Below are 21,368 nucleotides of genomic sequence, written 5' to 3'. Positions count from 1 at the left end.
ATCAGACTCTTACGAAGATATTCCTTTCACAGATTTTCTATATCATGCTGATATTGTGCAAAGTCCATTGGCTTTATGATGGTATCTCCATGAGCTAGCAAGTCGATGTCTATATGGATGGTTTCATGTTCCTTATCATCCGGACGGCGTCCGCAGAAACGTTCCATGACTTTCAGGGCGGCACGTACTTCGTCAGCATCCTGGTCTGTTGTGAAACGTGCAACACGATTATAAAAAGGAGAATGATTGTGGTGCATACCGATAGGCTCAGTTTCTTTGATAGGGGAGAAGGTAATATTGGGGTAGGCACGTACCAGTAAGTTATAAGCCTGCTGAAGATGATGGGAGGCATCCGTATTCGAGCCTAGACTGATAATGCAATGTACTTCTTTCATCGTATGTTAAGATTGTTGTGTTTTATTCGACCAATTTATGGAGCAAAATAAACATTTTATGTTAGGAGCTCCAAGGAATGTTCCGTATATTTGCATGATGACTGGTTGTCATAGATGTGTCTAAGACAACTGATATCTTTCCAATTAAAATCTTTTAGTATGAAATTTTTAGGAATTATTCCCGCACGATATGCCTCGACTCGTTTCCCCGGGAAACCTTTGGCGAAATTGGGAGGCAAACCGATGATTGAGCGTGTCTATGAACAGGTCAGCGGGCAAGTAGATGACGTCTATGTAGCTACTGATGATGAACGTATCGAACAAACAGTCAAGTCTTTTGGCGGACAAGTCGTCATGACGTCTCCGGATCACCGCAGTGGAACAGACCGTTGTTATGAAGCTTTTACCCATGTTGGGGAGGGCTTTGATGTTGTCATCAATATCCAAGGTGATGAGCCTTTTATTCAGGCAGAACAGTTAGCTGCGTTAAAAGCTTGTTTTGAGGATGAACGCACACAGATAGCCACCTTGGTCAAGCCCTTTACCGTAGCCGATGGGCTTCCGGCTTTAGAGAATCCGAATTCACCGAAAGTGGTCGTTGATGCAGCGATGCATGCACTCTATTTCAGTCGTTCAGTGATTCCTTACTTGCGGAATTGTCCCAAGGAAGAATGGCTGTCTTCTCATACTTTTTACAAACATATAGGGCTGTATGCTTATCGTGTTGAAGCATTGAAGGCTATCACATCATTACCCCAGTCGCAGCTCGAACTTGCTGAGTCTCTTGAACAATTACGCTGGCTGGAAAACGGTTATACGATAAAAGTCGGAATCAGTTCAATAGAGACTATAGGCATTGATACTCCCGAAGATTTGGTCAAAGCAGAAGAATATTTGAAGAAGCATGGCATTAGATAGAACTCAGCAGCCACTTGTCCGTCCCATGGCACCGTTTGTCATTCCTGAACCAGTGGAACATCGGATGCCCAATGGAATCCCAGTGCATGTATTTCGGGCAGGTGAAGAGGAAGTAGTACGTTTGGATATTATGCTTCGTGGCGGTATTTGGGAACAGAGCCAGCCCCTTCAGGCGACTTTTACCAGTCGTATGTTGCGTGAGGGGACGAAACGCTTTTCTTCTGCTGACATTGCGGAGCAGCTCGACTACTATGGGGCATGGTTGGATGTTTCAGCTTCCATGAATTATTCATTTGTCACGCTGTATACACTTACCAAGTATTTTGCACCCACTCTTGCACTGGTGACTTCGATGCTGACGGAGCCCTTGTTCCCTGAAAAGGAATTCCAAGTAGTAGTTGATGGTAATCGGCAGCAATACTTGGTGAACCGTGAGAAAGTGGACGTCATTGCCCGTAGAAAATTAAATCAGCTTCTTTTCGGACTTTCCCATCCATGCGGTCGCTATGCAGAGCTGGAGGATTATGACCGTTTGACACCCGAAGCTTTGCGCACGATGCATCGTCGTTATTACAATATTCATAATTGCATCTGCTATTTGTCCGGTCATGTGACCGATGAAATATTGCATGTGCTTGACGAAGAACTGGGAGCGGAAGCTTGGGGAGATGGCGAAAAGGCTTTGCCGATTACTGACATACTTCCTCCTTCGAACACTGTTCAAACACTGTTTGTAGAACGTTCGGATGCGATGCAAAGTGCTATTCGTATGGGGTGCTTCTCTATAGATTGTACCCATCCTGATTATTTGAAGACACGTTTGTTGATTACTCTCTTTGGAGGTTATTTCGGCAGTCGCCTCATGAAGAATATCCGGGAGGATAAAGGTTATACTTATGGCATAAGTTCCGGGATGGTAGCGTATCCATTTCGCAATATGATCGTTGTCAGTACCCAAGCGGCGAATGAATATGCCCGTTCGGTTGTAACAGAAGTCGGACGCGAGATTGATAGACTCCAGCAAGAACGGGTAGCTGATGAGGAACTTACAATGGTGAAAAACTACACGATGGGGGATATGTGCCGAAGCTATGAGAGCCCGTTTTCACTGGCAGATGCCTACATATTCCTTGAAACGGCAGGACTTCCCAGAGATTTCTTTCGCCGCTCCCAAGAGGCTGTCTTGGATGCAACAGCTGACGAATTGCGCGATTTAGCTTGTAAATATTTGCGTAAAGAAAGCTTTACGGAGGTGATAGCTGGTAAAAAATGTGCAGAAGAGTTTGCTACATAGGGTTGAAAAGTGAAAGAAAACTTAATGGAACTTGTCCGATAAAATGGAATCTGCTACTTTTGAACGACAATCTCAAATCAACAGACAATGCTCATGAAGAAAAAATACATTCTCTATGCATTCTTTATTTTTGCCATGCCATTAGTCGGCAATGCTCAAATCAAAATAGGTAATTATACATTTAAGGATGGCGGTGAATATACCGGTGAACTGAAAAGCCGAAAGCCTAACGGAAAAGGTAAGACCGTCTTTAAAAATGGTGACACCTATGAAGGCGAGTATGTCAAAGGGTTGCGCGAAGGATATGGAATCTATGTAAAGAAAGACGGTGAACGCTACGAAGGGAATTGGTACCAAAACGTACGTCATGGAAAAGGCATCAAATATTTTAACAATAACAATCGCTACGAGGGCATGTGGTATGCTGACCACCAGCATGGGCAAGGAACGATGTATTACTATAACGGGGATGTCTATGAAGGAAATTGGGCCAATGATAAGCGTAATGGCAAGGGTAAATATACATGGTCAAATGGTGCATTCTATACCGGTGAGTGGAAGAATGACAAGAAGAGTGGAAATGGAACACTTGACTGGAATGACGGTTCACGCTATGTAGGTGAATGGAAGAGTGACATGCGTGATGGCCAGGGTAAATATTATTATTCCAATGGCGATGAGTACATCGGCGAGTGGCACAATAATGAACAGCATGGAAAAGGTACTTACATCTATAACAATAAGGACAAGTACGAAGGAGACTATTTCCATGGAAAACGTACCGGAAAAGGTATTTATACGCATGCCAATGGCGATATGTATATTGGTGAGTTTCTTGACGGCGATCAGAACGGGCATGGCAAGTTCACTTGGGTGAATGGTTCTGTCTATGACGGTCAATGGAAAAACAACAAACGCGAAGGCAGAGGTATCTACACTTGGATTAACGGAGATGTGTACAACGGGGAGTGGAAAGACAATCTGGCTGATGGCTTCGGAGAGTTGGTGAATGCCGATGGCTCGATGTATAAAGGACATTTTGCAAAGGGTAAGAAAGACGGACAAGGTACACTCATTGATAAGGATGGCAATCGTTATGAGGGATTCTTTAAACAAGACGTGAAAGACGGTCCGTTCATAGAGAAAGACAGCAATGGCAATGTCATCCGTCGTGGTACTTACAAGCTGGGCCGCCTCGATACGGTAGCAAAGAACTGAGGAAATCAGGAGGGAATAACATGCTTGATTTAGAGAATATCACCAATGAAGTGTGCCGGATTGCCAAGGATGCCGGTCGTTTCCTGCGAGAGGAATGTGGGCGTTTCCGGCGTGAATGCGTAGAGCACAAAGGAGCTCATGACTATGTTTCCTACGTTGACAAGGAGTCTGAACGGCGTATCGTAGAACAGCTGCATGCTCTGTTGCCGGAAGCCGGTTTCATTGCAGAAGAAGGAAGTGCGGGTATGTCCGATGAAACTTATTGCTGGGTAGTTGACCCCTTGGATGGTACGACAAATTTCATTCATGGAAATGCTCCTTATTGTGTCAGCATCGCTTTACGGGATAAGGAGGAATTATTGGTCGGAGTCGTTTATGAAGTGTGCCGCGATGAATGTTACTGGGCATGGAAAGGAGCAGCGGCGCGTTTGAACGGGAAGGAGATACACGTATCGGATGTTTCTGCTCTGGATGATGCCTTCATTCAACTGGGATTCCCCTATGAATCGGAACGTAGCCGTAATTTCATGGCGGAACTGGTTCATAACCTTTATGGACATGTGGGAGGGCTGCGTGTGCAAGGCTCGGCTGCAGCGGAACTATGTTACGTCGCATCCGGACGTTTTGAAGCACGCCTGGAGGCCTTTCTTGGTCCGTGGGACATAGCTGCCGGTGCACTGATTTTATTACAGGCAGGCGGCAGATTATCGACTTTTACCGGCGGAAATGACTTTTATTCAGGCCGGGAAGTTCTTGCCACAAATGGAAAAATACATGAAAAGATGCTGCAAGTTGTACAAAAATCTCTATATTTGTGCGACTGAATAAAATAACTATACTAAAAATCTAACGAATTATGATTATTGACACACTTGAAAACCTGGAACAATATGCTTCAGTAAATCCGCGCTTTGCCAAGGCTATCGAATACTTGAAGTCTACAGACCTCAATGCACAAGAACCCGGTAAAGTGGAATTGGACGGCAAGGACTTGGTTGTCAACTTCTCTATTGCCAAAGGAAAAACCAAAGAACAGGCTCAACTCGAAACTCACAAGAATTTCATTGATATACAAATACCTCTCTCCTGTACGGAGGTGATGGGCTATACTCCCGCTTGTAATTTGCCTGAAGGCGAATACAATGCAGAAAAAGATATTACCAAATTTGCGATGCCTTCTGAGGCATACATCCCTGTACATCCGGGCATGTTTGCCATTTTCTTTCCGCAGGACGGGCATGCTCCCTGCATCTCCGAGGAAGAAAGCATACGGAAGGTGATTGTAAAGGTTCGCGTCTAATTCATTTCTCATGGCTCTATGGAACTGAAGCTGAGACTCGTAAAGAATGACCCTTGGTTGGATCCTTTTGAAAAGGCAATCAATGGACGGCATCAGCATGCGCTGGACAAGATGAAGGAACTGACCAACAATGGACGCAAGACACTGTCAGAATTTGCATCGGGTCATCTTTACTTTGGATTGCATCGTACGGACAAGGGCTGGGTGTTCCGTGAATGGGCACCTAACGCTACCGAGATTTACTTGGTGGGCGACTTTAATGGATGGCAAGAGAAGCCGGAATTCAGATTGAAGCGGGTGCGTAACACCGGCAATTGGGAAATCAAATTGAAACCCGATGTCTTGAAACACGGCGACTTGTATAAGTTAAAAGTTTATTGGAACGGCGGTTGTGGCGAGCGCATTCCTGCGTGGACACGTCGTGTAGTCCAGGACGAACAGACTAAGATTTTCAGTGCACAGGTTTGGGAGCCTGCAAAACCTTATAAATTCCGTAAACGGGTTTTTCGTGCCAATACTTCTCCTTTACTAATCTATGAATGCCACGTGGGTATGGCACAGGAGGAAGAGAAGGTCGGGACCTATACGGAATTCCGCGAAAAAGTATTGCCCCGTGTGATTGCCGATGGATATAATTGTATTCAGATTATGGCCATACAGGAGCATCCTTACTATGGTAGCTTTGGCTATCATGTATCGAGCTTTTTCGCTCCTTCTTCCCGTTTCGGTACTCCTGAGGAATTGAAACAGCTCATCGATGAGGCACACCAGAATGGCATTGCGGTCATTATGGATATTGTACACTCACATGCGGTCAAGAATGAAGTGGAGGGACTGGGTAATTTTGCCGGTGATCCCAACCAGTATTTCTATCCGGGTGAGCGCCATGAGCATCCGGCGTGGGATTCGTTGTGCTTTGATTATGGAAAGAATGAGGTGCTTCATTTCCTGTTGTCGAACTGTCGCTATTGGCTGGAAGAGTTCAAGTTTGACGGGTTCCGGTTTGACGGAGTCACGTCCATGCTATATTACAGTCATGGTCTGGGAGAAGCCTTCTGCAACTATGATGACTACTACAACGGACACCAGGATGATAATGCGATTTGCTACCTGACTCTTGCCAATCTGCTGATTCATGAAGTCAATTCAAAGGCGATTACGATTGCCGAAGAGGTGTCCGGTATGCCGGGATTGGCACTGCCTTTCCATGACGGAGGTTACGGCTTTGACTATCGGATGGCAATGAACATCCCTGATTATTGGATTAAGATTATCAAGGAGAAGGTGGATGAGGACTGGAAGCCGTCCAGCATGTTCTGGGAGGTGACCAACCGTCGCAAGGACGAAAAGACCATCTCTTATGCCGAAAGTCATGATCAGGCACTGGTGGGCGATAAGACGATTATATTCCGCCTTATTGATTCCGACATGTATTGGCATTTCAAGAAGGGCGATGAGAACGAACGGGTTCACCGTGGCATTGCACTCCACAAGATGATACGTTTGCTGACATCCTCCACGATCAATGGTGGATACCTGAACTTCATGGGCAATGAGTTCGGGCATCCGGAATGGATTGACTTCCCCCGTGAAGGCAACGGATGGAGTTACAAGTATGCCCGCCGCCAGTGGGGATTGGTTGACAACAAGGACTTATGCTATCATTACTTGGGCGATTTCGACCGGGCAATGCTGGAGGTTGTGAAGTCCGTTCGGAATATCCAGAAGACGGATGTGGTGGAAATATGGCACAACGATGGAGACCAGGTGCTCGCCTATATGCGCCGTGACCATATCTTTGTGTTCAATTTCAGTCCCACACGTTCCTTTACGGACTATGGCTTCCTTGTTCCGCAGGGTGCTTATGATGTCGTGCTCAATACCGATGCTCCGGAGTTTGGAGGCAACGGATTGGCTGACGACAGTGTACGCCACCTGACCAACTTTGACCCGGTTTATGCCAAGGACAAGAAGGGATGGCTGAAGCTCTACATCCCTGCACGCTCGGCTGTAGTTCTGAAAAAGGTAAAAGATTGAAAATTGTTTATGTTGAAAGCACGACACGAAGATAGCAAGTCTCTAACACACTTCTATCCCAGTGCTCCTGCATTCGTTCACAGCTTAATGAAATCATGACAGAAAGCTCCTCGACACGCTATAAGACCGCACGCAGTATCCGTATTGCATGCGGTCTTTTGTTCATTCTCTTCAGTGTATGTTACTTGTGCTTCCAGAGTCCCTTGCTTGAGATGTTGCAGAAGGTGCTCTCGGAAGGACAGACGACCTATTCGCCTCAGTGGGGCACATGGATCATCACGCTCATCCTCTGCCTGCTACAATGGGGCATCAGTGCGTGGATGCGCTTGCCGGAACGCTGGCATGCACTGACCTACATACCTTCGTTCCTGCTGCTTTCTTTCGTGACCGATGTGCATAAAGACATTTACGAAGCCGTTACATTGGGACGGTGGATATGGCTTCTGCCCCTGAGCTTGTTGCTGTTCTGGCTCCTGTCATGGGGCATGCGCAGGCTGGAGATGCTGTTGGGGGACTATCGGAACCAGAAGGGCTGGAGCACGCTGATGCCCAATCTCCTGACCATGTATCTGCTCTCCGTCGGATGTGTGTCACTGGGCAACACCGACGAACTGTTCCACTACGAAGCCGCTGCCGACGCTGCCTTGTTGCATGGTGACTATCGCAAAGTGACGGAGATTGGTGCCGGTTCCGGACGGACGTCACGTGAACTGACGGTCATGAGGGTATACGCCTTGAGCCGGATGGATTCGTTGCCGGACCGTCTGTTTGACTATCCATTGCATGACGGGACACGCGGACTGCTGTTGGATGCAGGGGTGGCTACGACTTGGCTGCGCGCAGACTCGTTGTATGCCTACCTGGGTGGAACTCCCCGACAGGGAGAATCCATCACCGGCTATCTGCGTCGGCTTTGTTATACGGATACCGGGAATCATCCGGTGCTCGACTACTATCTCTGTGCACTCCTGTTGCGCAAGGAACTGGAGGTGTTTGTCAAGGAGCTGGATTACTTCTGTTACGTGGAGGAGGGACTGCCCAAGGCATACGCGGAGGCACTTTACCTTTACTACCGCCAGCGTCCGTCTCTGACGCCGCCTTATGACTTTGCAGACCTGGAGCAGGCTTATGAGCACTACCGGAAAGCTTCTCCCGAAGACCGCAGGCATTACTGGTATTATTATGACCACACGACCATCCGTTATGAAAAATGAACAGTCAGCAAGGGCTGAAAACGTACAGGGTGTCCGATATCGGACACCTTTCTTTTTATATATACATTGAAAATCAGTGCTATGTGTTTTTGGCACGCGCTTTGCCTTTCTGTAGCTGTACGAATGAAATAAATAAATTAAACTATACAACTATGGATCGAACAATACCAGAAGAAGTACAACGGAAGAAGCGTCGCCGCCGGATGATGATGTGGAGCGGGGGAGGCGTAGGGTTCTTTGCACTCGTCATTGTGGGTGCCATGGCTTTACAGCCGTCGGTGTCGCGCAGCAGCCTTTCTGTGTCGACGGCCGATGTGGGAACGCTCCAAATCTCCATCAATGCCGCAGGCACCGTAGCCCCGGCCTATGAGGAGATAATCAATTCGCCACTGGATACCCGTGTCGTGGAGGTTTACAAAAAGCCGGGAGACTCGGTGAAGGCGGGGCAGCCCCTGCTGAAGCTTGACTTGCAGACGGCAAGTACTGACTACAACAAGTTGCTCGATGAAGAACAGATGCGCCAGCATCAGATGAAGCAGCTGGAAATCAACAATGAGACCAAGCTGAAGGACCTTGCCATGCAGATACGCGTGTCGGAGATGAAGCTCAACCGCATGGCGGTGGAACTGCGCAACGAACAGTTCCTTGACAGCCTGGGTGCTGGCACCCCCGACAAGGTGCGTCAGGTGGAACTGAATTACAAGGTCAGCAAGCTGGAACACGAGCAGCTGTGTCAGCAATATGCCAATGAACAGAAGGTGATGGCTGCCGAAGAGCAGGTGAAGGCATTGGACCTGAGTATCTTCCGGAAAGGAGTGGCAGAGATGAAACGGACGCTGGAGGAAGCGCAGGTCTTTGCACCGCGCGACGGAGTCCTGACGTTTCTGAACGATCAGATTGGCGTCCGTGTGGCAAAAGGTGAACAGCTTGCCACGGTGGCAGACCTGAGCCGGTTCCAGGTGAAAGGAACCATTGCGGACTCCTACATTGACCGGGTGTCGCAAGGAGCAGAAGCCATTGTCAAGGTGGGAGATGCCTTGTGCAAGGGAGTGGTAAACCATGTGGTCCCTACGTCCGAGGACGGCACCATCGGCTTTACCGTGCAGCTGGAAAAGACGGACAACGGGAATCTCCGTTCCGGTCTGAAGGTCGATGTACACGTGATTTATGGCGTGAAGGACAATGTGTTGCGCATTGCCAACGATACCTATTACCTGGGAGCCGGCAAGTATGAACTGTTCGTCATGACCGATGACAACCACCTGGAAAGGCGGGAAGTGGAGTTGGGGGAGAGCAACTGGGATTACGTGGAGGTCATTTCCGGCCTGAAGCCCGGCGACCGGGTGGTGGTAAGCGACATGAATGCTTATAAAGGAAAATCCGATTTGAAGATTAAATAAGGTGCAGCTCGTTCGCATTGAAGGCAGGGATAGACGCGCATGAACCGCCACTTAGACGGACCAAAGTATAATACTTAGCCTACCTAAGTATTATACTTAGACCCCCTAAGTATTATACTTAGCTCTGTATAAGCCCGGCTTGTTGCGTGTCCTTCCCTGCACTTGAGGAGGGCAAACCCTGGGGTGAACTCCGTCCCGGCAACGGACGCAGTGACCACAGACTATTCAAACAGACGCACCAAGGTGCGTCCCTGTCCATTGAACTATCTAAAAACTAGAAATCTATGATAACCGTAAGAGACTTATCGAAGGTGTACCGCACCGAAGAAATTGAAACACAGGCATTGGAAAACGTGAACTTGCATATAGATGAAGGGGAGTTTGTCAGCATCATGGGTCCCTCGGGATGTGGCAAGTCTACCTTGCTCAACCTGATTGGGCTGCTGGATGCTCCGACCACGGGCAGTATCGAGATAGACGGACGTCGCGTGGACGGCATGAAGGACAGCCACCTGGCTGAATTCCGCAACCGTACGCTGGGGTTCGTGTTCCAAAGTTTCCACCTGATTCCCTCGCTGAACGTACTCGACAATGTGGAACTTCCGCTATTCTATCGCCACGTCCCCTCGAAGGAACGACGCCGGCTGGCTGAAGAGGTACTCGCACGCGTCGGGCTGAGCCATCGCATGAAGCACCATCCGGGGCAGCTCTCCGGCGGACAGTGCCAGCGTGTCGCCATAGCCCGTGCCATCATCGGTAATCCGAAGATTATTCTTGCCGACGAGCCTACCGGTAACCTGGACTCCAACATGGGAGCCGAGGTGATGAACATCCTCCATTCACTCAATCAGGAGGACCACCGCACCATCGTCATGGTGACACACAACGAGGAACAGGCACGGCAGACGTCGCGCATCATCCGCTTCTTTGACGGACACCAAATCAATTGAGGGAGGAAGGCTTATGTGGAAAACCTATTTACGACAGATACGCTACCTGCTGAAGGAAAACAAGTTCTTCAGTCTGGTCTATATTCTCGGAACTGCCTTGAGTATCACGATGATCATGCTCATCCTGATTACCTACTACATCAACACGGCAAACATCGGCGTGGAGGACAAGCGCGACCGCATGTTCTTCTTCACCCGCGCCTATGTCGTGAAGCCCGGAACTGACGCGACGGGTGACAAGTTCTATGATGGCCTCCAGAGCAGTTCACCGGTGGGGCACAAGCTGATTGAGAAGTACATGTATCCCCTGAAGACACCTGAAGCCAAGTCGTTGGTGGTCAACATGCAGAGTGTGGTCTACAACAAGACGAAGCAGGTTAATGAAGAGATGTCGGCAATCTCTACAGATGCCGATTTCTGGAAGATGTTCTCCATGCGCTTTCTGGCCGGAGGCCCGTTCTCCGATGTGGATGTGAAGAGCAATGCCCGCAAGGTGGTCATCGACGAGTCCACCGCCCGTGCACTCTTCGGGAAGACGGATGTGGTGAACTATCCCATCGACATCGACTGGAAGGAGTACCGCGTCTGTGGTGTGGTGGAGGATGTGCCTTCCTACCTGAGCGATGCCTATGCCCACCTATGGCTCCCTTATACGACGGCCACCAGCCGCTTCTTCCGGGGAGGCAATAATGATTTGAGGGACATCCAGGGACCTGCCAAGATGTATCTTTTGGGCTACGAACGCAGTGACCAGGAACTGATCCGACAGGAGATGGAGCACCAGATCCAGAAGCTCAATGCGCCGGCAAAGAAGAGCCATTTCACGCTCAACCATCAGCCCGACACGGCGCTGGAATCACTCTTCCGCATGTCCAGTGACCCTTATGACAAGATTTATACCCGCATGCAGGTGGTACTGGTCGTCATCATTGTGTTGCTGATTCTCCCGGCACTGAACCTGTCGGGACTGATTGTGGCACGGATGAAGAAGCGCGGCGAGGAGATTGGTGTCCGCAAGGCTTTCGGGGCGTCCGTGTGGAACATCATGGGGCAGCTGTTCCTGGAGAACTTTGTGCAGATGCTGATTGGGGGAATCATCGGTCTGTGTCTGTCATGCGGACTGTTCCAGCTGGTACGCAACACGTTGCTGGTATCTTATCGGACGGCAGGGAATGACCTGTCGGTCAAAGGAGTCGATGTGCTGAACTTCTTCCACATCATCAACTTCTCCACCATCTGTTACGTCATACTCATTTGCTTTTTGTTAAACCTCATTTCCACCCTGTTGCCTGCCTGGCGCTATGCCCGCATCTCCATCGTGGAAGCACTAAATAGAAGATAATCATGTTTTCGCATATCCTCAAACTCATCATCAACCAGTGGCGTGGAAACCTTTGGATTCTGGCAGAGCTGTTTATATCCTTCATCTGTATCTGGCAGGTGGGCAATGTGTTCTCGTCATTGCTCAGTCACAAGCTGAGAGACACAGGCTTTGACCTGGAACATGTCTACCGGGTCACAACTGCCATCCGTGAGAAAGACTCCCCATCGTATGACCCGGACAGTCCGTTGACGGACGACTGGAAGGAGCTGGTCGAGCGTGTCCGCCGTTGTCCCGGAGTGGAAAGCGTCGGTCTGACATCCTACACGGCTTTCCCTTATACCGGTTCGACCAACGGACGGTCTTACTTTGGCGACACGACCCGGACGACTGCCCTGCGCGGACAGCTGACTCCGGACGTGATACGGGTGTTGCACATCACGTCCCCCTCGCCGGAGGTTGACCTGGTGAAAGAGACTTCCACGGGTCAGACCTGCTTCCTGGTGTCACCGCAAGCCATGGAGCAGCTGTACGACAAGAACACGGTCCGTTGCCGCATCTATACGAAGGACGAACGGGACAAGGCGTATCCAGGCATCCTCTGCAGTTACCTGACGAATGAATACGCGGACAATAATGATAACCGTGCCCTTTGGGAAATATGGAGCGAGGGACGGATGATCGAGAAGAATGCCAACAAGGACTTGACAATGCTTATCCGGGTGCATCCTGATGCCGACCACGACTTTCGCGAGACCTTCCTTTCAACGATGCGGGCACAGCTGACGGCGGGAAACCTTTCCATTGTCAACCTGACCAGGATGGAGGACTACCGCACCTATATCCTCAACCTGAGCAGTATCAATCTGATGTATGGTGCAGGCTACTTCCTGGCGGCGTTCTTTTTCATCTGTGCTTTTCTGGGCATCATCGGTACGTTCTGGTTCCGCACGGAATCACGTACGTCGGAAATCGGCTTGCGCATGGCGTTGGGTGCTACGCGTCGGCAGGTGCGCTGGCAGATGATTGGCGAAGGGCTGATGCTGTTTGGCATCGTATGGCTCCCGGCAGTGATTGTCTCCTATGTATTGCGTACGGCAGTCTGGGACAATGAAACGCTTTTGTCAGATACGGTGCTGTTCATCACGCTGACAGCCGTTACCACGGTGCTTCTGATGCTGCTCATCGTGGCCGGTATCTGGATTCCTGCCCGGCAAGCGTCGCGCATCAATCCGGTCGATGCCTTGCACTACGAATAGGCAATGGCCTCTGAGACGTTCACTTTTCATTTCTGATTTGATCATGATAAAATCGTATGCTATGAAGATTCTATTCCTTGCGGCTTTTGCTTGTCTGCCGGTATTGGCAGCCACGGCACAACGTCAACTGTCCCTGTCGGAAGCCATCGCCCTGGCGCGTCGGCAGAGTGTGGATGCAGCCGTGGCGCTCAATGAGCTGAAGGCGGCTTATTGGGAGTATCGGACCTACCGTGCCGACCTCCTGCCTGAAGTCAACTTTACCGCTACTTTACCTTCATTCAACAAGAGCTATAACCGCTACCAGCAGAACGACGGTTCCTATACTTTTGTCAAGAATAATAACCTGGGGATGGACGGCGAACTCTCCATTGACCAGAACGTCTGGCTCACCGGCGGCAAGCTGTCGCTCACCACTTCGCTGTCGTATATCAAGCAGCTTAACGGCTCGAAGCAGGAACAATACATGAATGTGCCCTTGTCGCTCACGTTCACACAGCCCATCTTCGGGGTGAACAGCCTGAAGTGGCAGCGCCGCATCGCTCCGGTGCGCTATCGGGAGGCAAAGGCCGACTTCCTTTCCGCGACTGAGGAAGTGACCCGGAAGGCACTGACGTACTTCTTCGAACTTCTGCTTGCCCGGGAGCAGCTGAACATCGCCCATCAGAACCTGGAGAATTCCGAGAAACTGTACAAGATAGCCGAAGCCAAACGCAGCATCGGACAGATATCGGAGAACGACCGTCTGCAACTCCGCCTGTCGATGCTGAAGGCAAGGGCGGCACTGACGGATAGTGAGAGCGAGTTGAACTCCAAGATGTTTCAGCTCCGTGCCTTTCTGGGGCTGAGCGAGCAGGAGGAGATTGAACCTGTGCTGCCCGAGTCGGTTCCCGATGTGGAAATCCGTTATGCCGATGCCCTGGAGAAGGCTCTGCAGAACAATTCCTTTGCTCAGAACATTCACCGTCGGAAGCTGGAAGCCGACTATGCCGTGGCCGAAGCAAAAGGAAACCTGAGGAGCATTGACCTCTATGCTTCCGTCGGGCTGACGGGGCAGGATGACGGGCTGCGGCGTGTCTACCACTCGTCCGCATGGGGAAACAATCAGGTGGTCGAGGTAGGGGTGAAGATACCCATTCTTGACTGGGGCAAACGTCGGGGAAAGGTCAAGGTGGCAGAGAGCCAGCGGGAGACGGTGCGTGCACAGATACGCCAGGAGGAGATGGACTTCAACCAGGACATGTTCCTGCTCGTGGAGCATTTCAACAATCAGGCCATGCAGGTGCGTATCGCAAATGAGGCGGATTCCGTAGCCCAACAGCGTTACAATGCCAACGTACAGGCTTTTATGATTGGCCAGATCAGTACGCTCGACCTCAACGATTCGCAATCGTCAAAAGATGATGCCCGTCAGACGCGCATCTCCGAACTGTACAATTACTGGAACTACTTCTACCAGCTCCGCAGCCTGACCCTTTGGGATTATGAGCGGAATCAGGAGTTGACCGAAGACTTCGAGCAGGTGATAAAGAATTGACAGGAATCTTGCAGGCTTAAGCTGTAGTTGGCAAGCGACTTATCCCTCTCTTTTTGCCTACTGAAGCCTTGCCGGCTACAGCCCAGGCTTGCAAAGTTGAAGATTTGGCTTTATTTTTGTTAACAGGTTGCCGACCTTCTTCCCCGATACCGGGACTCGGAAGGGACGCTGACGCACAGTCCGTGCGTCTTCACACCAATTTAAGAACTAGACTATAATGATACTGATAATAGACGATGACAGCTCCATCCGCACTTCACTTAGCTTCCTGCTCAAGCGGGCAGGCTATCAGGTGACGGCTGTTCCCGGTCCGAAAGAGGCCTTGCAGGCTGTGCGCTCGGAAGCCTTTGAACTGATATTGATGGATATGAACTTCACCTTGTCCACTACCGGTGAGGAAGGGCTGGTGCTCCTGCGTCAGGTGAAAATATTCCAGCCGCATGTCCCGGTCATCCTGATGACAGCTTGGGGAAGCATCCAGCTAGCCGTCAAGGGGATGCAGACCGGTGCCTTCGACTTTGTCACCAAGCCGTGGGACAACCGTGCCTTGCTGAAGATTGTCAAGACGGCTCTTGAGCTGAATGCACCTCCGGCAGAAATCGGGAAGGCGCGATTCGACAAAATCATCGGACGCTCGAAAGCGTTACAGGAAGTGCTCGGACTGGTGGAGCGCATTGCGCCGACGAATGCTCCGGTACTGATTATGGGAGAAAGCGGGACCGGAAAAGAGCTGATTGCTGAAGCCATCCATACGAACAGCCCGCGGAGTGCGGCACCTTTTGTCAAGGTCAATCTGGGTGGTGTGTCGCAGAGCCTGTTTGAGAGTGAAATGTTCGGACACAAGAAAGGGGCTTTCACCGATGCCTATACAGACCGTACGGGACGTTTCGAGATGGCGGACCACGGCACCATCTTTCTGGATGAAATCGGGGAACTTGACCTCTCATGTCAGGTGAAGCTGTTGCGCGTCCTCCAGGATCAGACATTCGAGGTGCTGGGAGACAGCCGTCCGCGGAAAGTGGACGTCCGCGTGGTGAGTGCTACCAATCGTAACCTGGCACAGATGGTTGCCGGACATACCTTCCGTGAAGACCTTTTCTATCGCATCAACCTCATCACTATTCACCTTCCGGCACTGCGTGAACGTCGGGAAGACATTCCTCTCCTGGTCAATCACTTCATTCTCCGTCAGGTCGAAGCAAACGGACTACAGCCGGTCGAGGTGGAAGCCGAAGCCATGGAATTCCTGCAACGCCTTCCTTACAGCGGGAACATCCGTGAACTGAAGAATCTGGTGGAGCGCACGCTCCTGGTGTCAGGACACCGTGTGTTGCGTGCTGCCGACTTTGAGGCGAACTATCATCCGACGCAGGCTCCCGAGATTCTGGCAGTTGCCGCATCAGGGCTGACACTGGAAGAGATGGAACGGCAGACGATAGTGCAGGCCTTGCGCCAGCATGACGGCAATGTGTCGCAGGCAGCGTTGCAGCTGGGACTGAGCCGGGCGTCACTGTACCGCCGGATGGAGAAGTACGGCATTGAAGGTTAGGAGGAACAGCTATGCGTGTACGGACTTTCTTTTTGATTTTTGCCCTGCTGCTGGTGACGACGGGAGCATTGTGGGTGATTCGTCTGTCAGGAGTCGCCTGGGTGGCAGATGCGGTCTTTGGGGGGATAAGCCTGGTAACCCTGGTCTTCCTGTGGTTGTTCTACCGTCGCATCATGAAGCCTTTTCACTCCATTGAGAATGGCATGTTACTGCTGAAGGAACAGGATTTCAGCTCAAGGTTGCGTACGGTCGGGCAATATGATGCCGATCGCATCGTCCAGGTATTCAACCGTATGATGGAACGCCTGAAGACCGAGCGTCTGCATGTGAGGGAGCAGAACCAGCTGTTCGACCTGATAGCCCATTCGTCGCCGATGGGTATCCTCATCCTGGACTTGGACCGGCGAATCTCCTCCATGAATCCTGCGGCAGAACGTTTCTTGGGCATTCCCTTTCAGTCTGCGGGCGGCAAGACACTGGACGAATGCGATTTTGACTTGAAAGATGCCTTGCTGGAACTGACGATGAACGAGGTAAGGACCGTGCGTCTGGACGATTCGAACATTTACCGGTGCAGCTGCCTGTCGTTCCTGAACAATGGTTTCCGCCATACCTTTTATCTGATAGAACTGCTGACGGAGGAGGTGAACGAAGCCGAGCGGAAGGCATACGAGAAAGTGATCCGCATGATTGCTCATGAGGTGAACAATACGGTGGCAGGGGTGACTTCCACGCTGGATACTCTGGATGCTGCCTGCGAGGGCATGCAGGACAGCGAAGAGATGCGGGAGGTGATACGTATCTGTATCGAGCGTAGCTACAACATGGCACACTTCATCACCAACTTTGCCAATGTGGTCAAGATACCCGATGCCATCCTGGTTCGTACCGATCTCAACGAGGTGGTGCGTGTGAACATGCAGTTCATGGAGAATCTTTGCAATCAGCATGCCATCACGCTGCGAACATCGCTCTCCGAGACTCCCGTATGGGTACAGATGGATGTCGTACTCTTCCAGCAAGTGCTGATAAACATCTTCAAGAATGCGGTGGAGAGCATCGGATGTGGAGGAACGATTTATATCCGTACACAAAAAACTTTGCCGTTGCTGGAAGTGACCGACAACGGCAAAGGTATCGATAAAGAAACGGCGTCGAAGCTGTTCTCACCCTTCTTCTCCACCAAACCCAACGGACAGGGCATCGGTCTGATGCTGGTGCGTGATGTCCTGCTTAAGCATCATTGCACTTTCTCCTTGCGAACGGACACGGACGGACTGACACGCTTCCGTATCCAGTTCCCCGAATGAAGTCAAGGTAGAGTGGGATAGAGGTTAGAATACATGCGGGACAAACTCGGAAAGGTTGTCTGTGATTTCGCTGGTATTCTCGCGGATACCGATTCCGGCAGGTTCGCCGCCAATAACCCATGAGCCAATGATGGGGTAACGTCCCTGATAGGAAGTCGGGCGGATGTAGGACTGGTAGACATAGCCTTCTTCTCCGTAGTCGCCCTTCGTCTCGGCGATGCGGACCTCCTCGTTCCAGTCATGGATATCGACGATGCTTACGTTGTGACCTTCGCGGGAGTAGATAGGCTTCTTGCAGAAAATGCCGAATTGCGGACGTGAGAGGAATGCCGGAAGTACGTAAGGCGAGTTGGGAAACAGTTCATAGAGGATAGTGAGAATTGCCTTGTTTGACATGACTGCTTTCCAGATGGGTTCAATCCAACGGATGTCGGCCAGACAGCCTACTTCGCTCTCGTTTATCATCCATTCCCACGGATAGAGCTTGAAGCAGTCGGTGATGCGTTCGCCACTGGGGTCGAAGAACCGGCCTTCGTTCAGGTTCATATCGGCGATGTCCATCACTCGTGTGGAGATGCCGGCTTCCATGGCGGTGCTTGCTAGGTATTGCAGGGTCCCGGTGTCTTCACTGTTTTCCAACGAACCCACAAAATGTACGCTGCTGTGAGGCTTGTACATATCTTTCCACGATTGGACCAGGGCTTCGTGGATGCCGTTATACTGGTCACGGTAGGAAAACAAATCCTCCTTCCATTGCCACTGAATGAGTGAGGCTTCCAGCAGGGAGGTCGGCGTGTCGGCATTGAACTCCAGGATTTTGGGCGTTCCATCCGGAGCAATCAGAAAATCAAAACGTCCGTACAGGCTGGGCTCGTCTTCATCCCAGGCATATTTGATGCGTCTGCAGACGTGTGGTGGAATCTTCAGGACCTGTTCCATCCATTGTGGACGTTCCTCGATAATATGTCGTGCAGCCTCACACATCATCTGGTAAGCCTGGCGGGTAGCCTGTTCCAGTTTCTCCACTTCGTCTGCACGGAGGAGATAGTAGGCTTCTTCTTTCCAGTATGCTGCGTGGAAATCAAATCCAAGTTGCTCAATCTTTTCTTGGTAATTGGGGCGGGGTGTTACAGATATTCTGTCCATGGTGCATCAGGTCATTTAAGCGTAAATACTACGTGAACGTCCGGTCGAGCCAAACACCGAACCTTTGGTCTTGGCTGATGGAGTACTCATCTTCACACCTGAAGGGGCATCGACGGTAGCTCCTTGTGCATTACGCCATGTTCCGCTGCCCGGATAATAATAATGAGTGGTGGAAAGTCCGTTGGCAATGGATGGCATCAGTGCCCAACGCATCAGCATGGCATTGTAAATCCATTGGTTGCCTTGTGAGTCACGGTATTCTTCTTTGTCTTTCGGATTCTCGGGGAGTTCTGTCTTCTGTGTGCATCCGGACAACGCCATCATGCACACGGCAGCAATCAGATAAGTCTTTCTGTTCATCTTATTTTTTTGTACTAAACAAATCGTGGTAAAAATACAAACAAACTTCCGATAAGCTTTTCTCCCGGAACACAAAAAAGCTAAATGATGGGGAACTTTGACTGAAGTACAGGAGTCATTACGTCCGGATTACCAATCCATAAGTCCAGTATCTGTTCGGATGTAATGCTCATCTTTCTTATATTAAAGGAAGGAGAGGAAAGACTTTTCCAGCCGAAAAGAATTACAGAAGTCGGTGCAACCGATGGATAGGCATTCCGCCACGTCCCTCTTCCGGAACTATGTGCCAGATGTAGGGGCCCGCAGGGGAGAACATTGCAGCAAATAAGGTCTCGAAGGGAGCAGGCAATTGAAGAGTAAGCGTTGGTTGCGCTGACAAAAAAGCAATACCTCCCAGCCATTCGGTAGATGCCATCTCTTCACGAAGCGGGAAGGAGCGTACGTATCGTCCGCCTTCCACAACCACTACTTGCAGACTTTCCGCAGTTGTGGCGTTGCGCCATAACTGATGCACTGCATATTGTCTGACGGGACCGGACATTAGCGTTGGCGTTGTTGCTGACGACGCAGCTCGGCAGGAGAGAGGCGTTGCGGTGTTTTTGTAACTGACGTAGTGTCAGGAGTCTCCGGTTGCTTCTCCTTTTTGGAGTTCAAGGTATCTGTCGTTGATTGGGCGATGGAATCGGCTTTCTCTGCTGCTTTACGCCGCATTGCTTCCAGATGTTTCAGCTCGACGGAAGTCGGATGGATGCGTGTCAGTGATACATTGCCGAGTACTACCGGGCGCAGGGCTGACTTGACCGAGTCCGACAGATAGATAAAGCCTTGTATGCTTCTGAGCTGCAAGGTATCGGCCTTGATGTTGAGAACGAGACGTCCGTTTCTCGTAACAGTACGCATGACTGCCTGTGTGGAGTCATTGCGGTAGCTCAACGTGAGACCGGCATAGAGGTTTATGGGGAGCGAATCGGGACGTAACACATCCATTTCCCATGTGAATCGGTCAAGCTGGTGATAGGTTGTATCGGCGGTAAGATTGAATGTCAGTCTGTTGGTCAGTGCTGCCGGAGTAAGTACATACATCTTTTTTCCTTGCCACAGCGATACGGTATCACCTGAAACCGTTGTCTGTTGTTTCCGTTCCTGGTACAAGGTGGCGAGGTTCTTGTTGGCATCTTCATACCGCTTGCTGAGATTCTGGTAGATGTCATCCAACTTCTCCATGTTGCGTGTATACCACACCATGGAACTGTCGAACTGCGCTTCAGTGATGTGATGTTTCTCAAAGACATAGTCGGTGAGTAACTCACGCTTGTAACGTTCTTCTCCATTGAACTCCGTTCCCACAGCTTGCGCCAGGTGATAATCATAGAGAATGTCTTCCATACGGTCGGGTGGAATGACATCGGAGGGCATCCGTTTCTTGCATGAAGTCAGCGTGAGGCAACCGCCTACGGCCAACCACAGAAGCAGGTCAGGCAGCTTTTTCATTCTTATCGGTTGATTGGGTTGAAGAGTGTTGGTTCAGATAATTGCTATAGAACAGCAGCAAAGCAATGATGCCACAGCTGATGGCAGCATCTGCAAAGTTGAAGATTGGACTGAAAAAGATGAAGCGGTTGCCACCAACCAAAGGCATCCAGTCGGGCCAATAGGTATCAATGATCGGGAAATAAAACATGTCGACCACACGACCGTGGAAGAGGGATGTGTAGCCTTCTCCCCAAGGAACGAACTGCGCCAGCTGGAACGGGGTACTTTCAGAGAATATCATCCCGTAGAACACGCTGTCAATGATGTTTCCGGCTGCACCGGCAAGAATGAGTGACAGGCAGACAATGAAGCCTGTCTTCATGGTGCCTCTTTTGATCATCTTATGCAGGTAATAGATGATAGCGGCGACTGCAACGATGCGGAAAGTGGTCAGGAACAGCTTGCCGAATATTTCCATACCGAATGCCATCCCATTGTTTTCGGTGAAATAGATATAGCACCAGTCAGTGACCCGGATGCTTTCGTGGAAATACATGTTTGTCTTTACGGCAATCTTGATAAGTTGGTCGATGACCAATACCAAAAAGATGATTATCAGGGAAAGTTTGCCTTGAGTCAATAGTTTCTTCATTGGATCTGTAAGTTGTTGGGCTGAAAGTCTTAGAGCTG

19 protein-coding genes are annotated in these 21,368 nt (G+C 50.3%); 14 read left to right on the top strand and 5 right to left on the bottom strand.

Annotated features, from left to right (window positions below; translation table 11 throughout):
- Window positions 1–26 precede the first annotated feature (26 nt).
- A complete protein-coding gene (locus tag C8275_RS09975; protein WP_106485007.1) occupies window positions 27–395 on the bottom strand; it encodes a 2-amino-4-hydroxy-6-hydroxymethyldihydropteridine diphosphokinase in 369 nt (122 codons plus the stop codon).
- 159 nt (window positions 396–554) lie between these two features.
- On the opposite strand from C8275_RS09975, the gene kdsB reads away from it, so the two are divergent.
- The 14 genes from kdsB to C8275_RS09905 all read left to right on the top strand — a co-directional run bounded on the left by kdsB (window position 555) and on the right by C8275_RS09905 (window position 17,699).
- Entirely contained in the window at window positions 555–1,313 is a 759-nt protein-coding gene (gene kdsB / locus C8275_RS09970) for a 3-deoxy-manno-octulosonate cytidylyltransferase (protein ID WP_106485006.1), read from the top strand.
- Complete coding sequence (locus C8275_RS09965; RefSeq protein ID WP_106485005.1) at window positions 1,300–2,607, top strand: pitrilysin family protein; 1,308 nt, start codon at window positions 1,300–1,302, stop codon at window positions 2,605–2,607. Before kdsB ends, C8275_RS09965 begins: the two co-directional genes overlap by 14 nt.
- 93 nt (window positions 2,608–2,700) lie before the next feature.
- Window positions 2,701–3,825, top strand: coding sequence for a phosphatidylinositol-4-phosphate 5-kinase (locus tag C8275_RS09960; protein ID WP_106625799.1), 1,125 nt, complete (start codon window positions 2,701–2,703; stop codon window positions 3,823–3,825).
- A gap of 20 nt (window positions 3,826–3,845) precedes the next feature.
- Window positions 3,846–4,649 carry an inositol monophosphatase family protein gene (locus C8275_RS09955; RefSeq protein WP_106485004.1) on the top strand — a complete coding sequence of 268 codons (804 nt, stop codon included), beginning with the start codon at window positions 3,846–3,848 and terminating at the stop codon, window positions 4,647–4,649.
- Between the two features lie 32 nt (window positions 4,650–4,681).
- Entirely contained in the window at window positions 4,682–5,125 is a 444-nt protein-coding gene (locus C8275_RS09950) for a YhcH/YjgK/YiaL family protein (protein WP_106485003.1), read from the top strand.
- An 18-nt stretch (window positions 5,126–5,143) separates the two neighbouring features.
- Window positions 5,144–7,162 carry an alpha amylase C-terminal domain-containing protein gene (locus tag C8275_RS09945; protein WP_022383964.1) on the top strand — a complete coding sequence of 673 codons (2,019 nt, stop codon included), beginning with the start codon at window positions 5,144–5,146 and terminating at the stop codon, window positions 7,160–7,162.
- 95 nt (window positions 7,163–7,257) lie between these two features.
- A complete protein-coding gene (locus tag C8275_RS09940; protein WP_106485002.1) occupies window positions 7,258–8,376 on the top strand; it encodes a DUF6057 family protein in 1,119 nt (372 codons plus the stop codon).
- A gap of 152 nt (window positions 8,377–8,528) precedes the next feature.
- Window positions 8,529–9,776, top strand: coding sequence for an efflux RND transporter periplasmic adaptor subunit (locus tag C8275_RS09935; protein ID WP_106485001.1), 1,248 nt, complete (start codon window positions 8,529–8,531; stop codon window positions 9,774–9,776).
- A gap of 284 nt (window positions 9,777–10,060) precedes the next feature.
- Entirely contained in the window at window positions 10,061–10,726 is a 666-nt protein-coding gene (locus tag C8275_RS09930) for an ABC transporter ATP-binding protein (protein WP_022385322.1), read from the top strand.
- A gap of 13 nt (window positions 10,727–10,739) precedes the next feature.
- Complete coding sequence (locus C8275_RS09925) at window positions 10,740–12,068, top strand: ABC transporter permease (protein ID WP_106485000.1); 1,329 nt, start codon at window positions 10,740–10,742, stop codon at window positions 12,066–12,068.
- 2 nt (window positions 12,069–12,070) lie between these two features.
- Entirely contained in the window at window positions 12,071–13,306 is a 1,236-nt protein-coding gene (locus tag C8275_RS09920) for an ABC transporter permease (protein WP_106484999.1), read from the top strand.
- Window positions 13,307–13,367: 61 nt separating this feature from the next.
- Complete coding sequence (locus tag C8275_RS09915; protein ID WP_106484998.1) at window positions 13,368–14,840, top strand: TolC family protein; 1,473 nt, start codon at window positions 13,368–13,370, stop codon at window positions 14,838–14,840.
- Between the two features lie 217 nt (window positions 14,841–15,057).
- On the top strand, window positions 15,058–16,389 hold the full coding sequence (locus C8275_RS09910; RefSeq protein WP_106484997.1) for a sigma-54 dependent transcriptional regulator: 1,332 nt from the start codon (window positions 15,058–15,060) through the stop codon (window positions 16,387–16,389).
- Between the two features lie 11 nt (window positions 16,390–16,400).
- Window positions 16,401–17,699, top strand: coding sequence for a PAS domain-containing sensor histidine kinase (locus C8275_RS09905; RefSeq protein WP_106484996.1), 1,299 nt, complete (start codon window positions 16,401–16,403; stop codon window positions 17,697–17,699).
- A 24-nt stretch (window positions 17,700–17,723) separates the two neighbouring features.
- On the opposite strand, the gene C8275_RS09900 is transcribed toward C8275_RS09905, so the two are convergent.
- The 4 genes from C8275_RS09900 to C8275_RS09880 form a co-directional block, all read right to left on the bottom strand.
- Window positions 17,724–18,845: a glutathionylspermidine synthase family protein gene (locus C8275_RS09900; RefSeq protein ID WP_106484995.1), complete on the bottom strand. Its 1,122-nt coding sequence runs from the start codon at window positions 18,843–18,845 to the stop codon at window positions 17,724–17,726.
- A 15-nt stretch (window positions 18,846–18,860) separates the two neighbouring features.
- On the bottom strand, window positions 18,861–19,205 hold the full coding sequence (locus tag C8275_RS09895) for a hypothetical protein (RefSeq protein WP_022385315.1): 345 nt from the start codon (window positions 19,203–19,205) through the stop codon (window positions 18,861–18,863).
- 540 nt (window positions 19,206–19,745) lie between these two features.
- On the bottom strand, window positions 19,746–20,696 hold the full coding sequence (locus C8275_RS09885; RefSeq protein ID WP_022385313.1) for a DUF4296 domain-containing protein: 951 nt from the start codon (window positions 20,694–20,696) through the stop codon (window positions 19,746–19,748).
- Window positions 20,680–21,330: a lipoprotein signal peptidase gene (locus tag C8275_RS09880; protein WP_106484994.1), complete on the bottom strand. Its 651-nt coding sequence runs from the start codon at window positions 21,328–21,330 to the stop codon at window positions 20,680–20,682. Before C8275_RS09880 ends, C8275_RS09885 begins: the two co-directional genes overlap by 17 nt.
- Window positions 21,331–21,368 lie beyond the last annotated feature (38 nt).

This window comes from Bacteroides sp. Marseille-P3684, assembly GCF_900291465.1.
GTDB lineage: Bacteria > Bacteroidota > Bacteroidia > Bacteroidales > Bacteroidaceae > Phocaeicola_A.
This window is presented reverse-complemented; position numbering and strand designations above follow the sequence as displayed.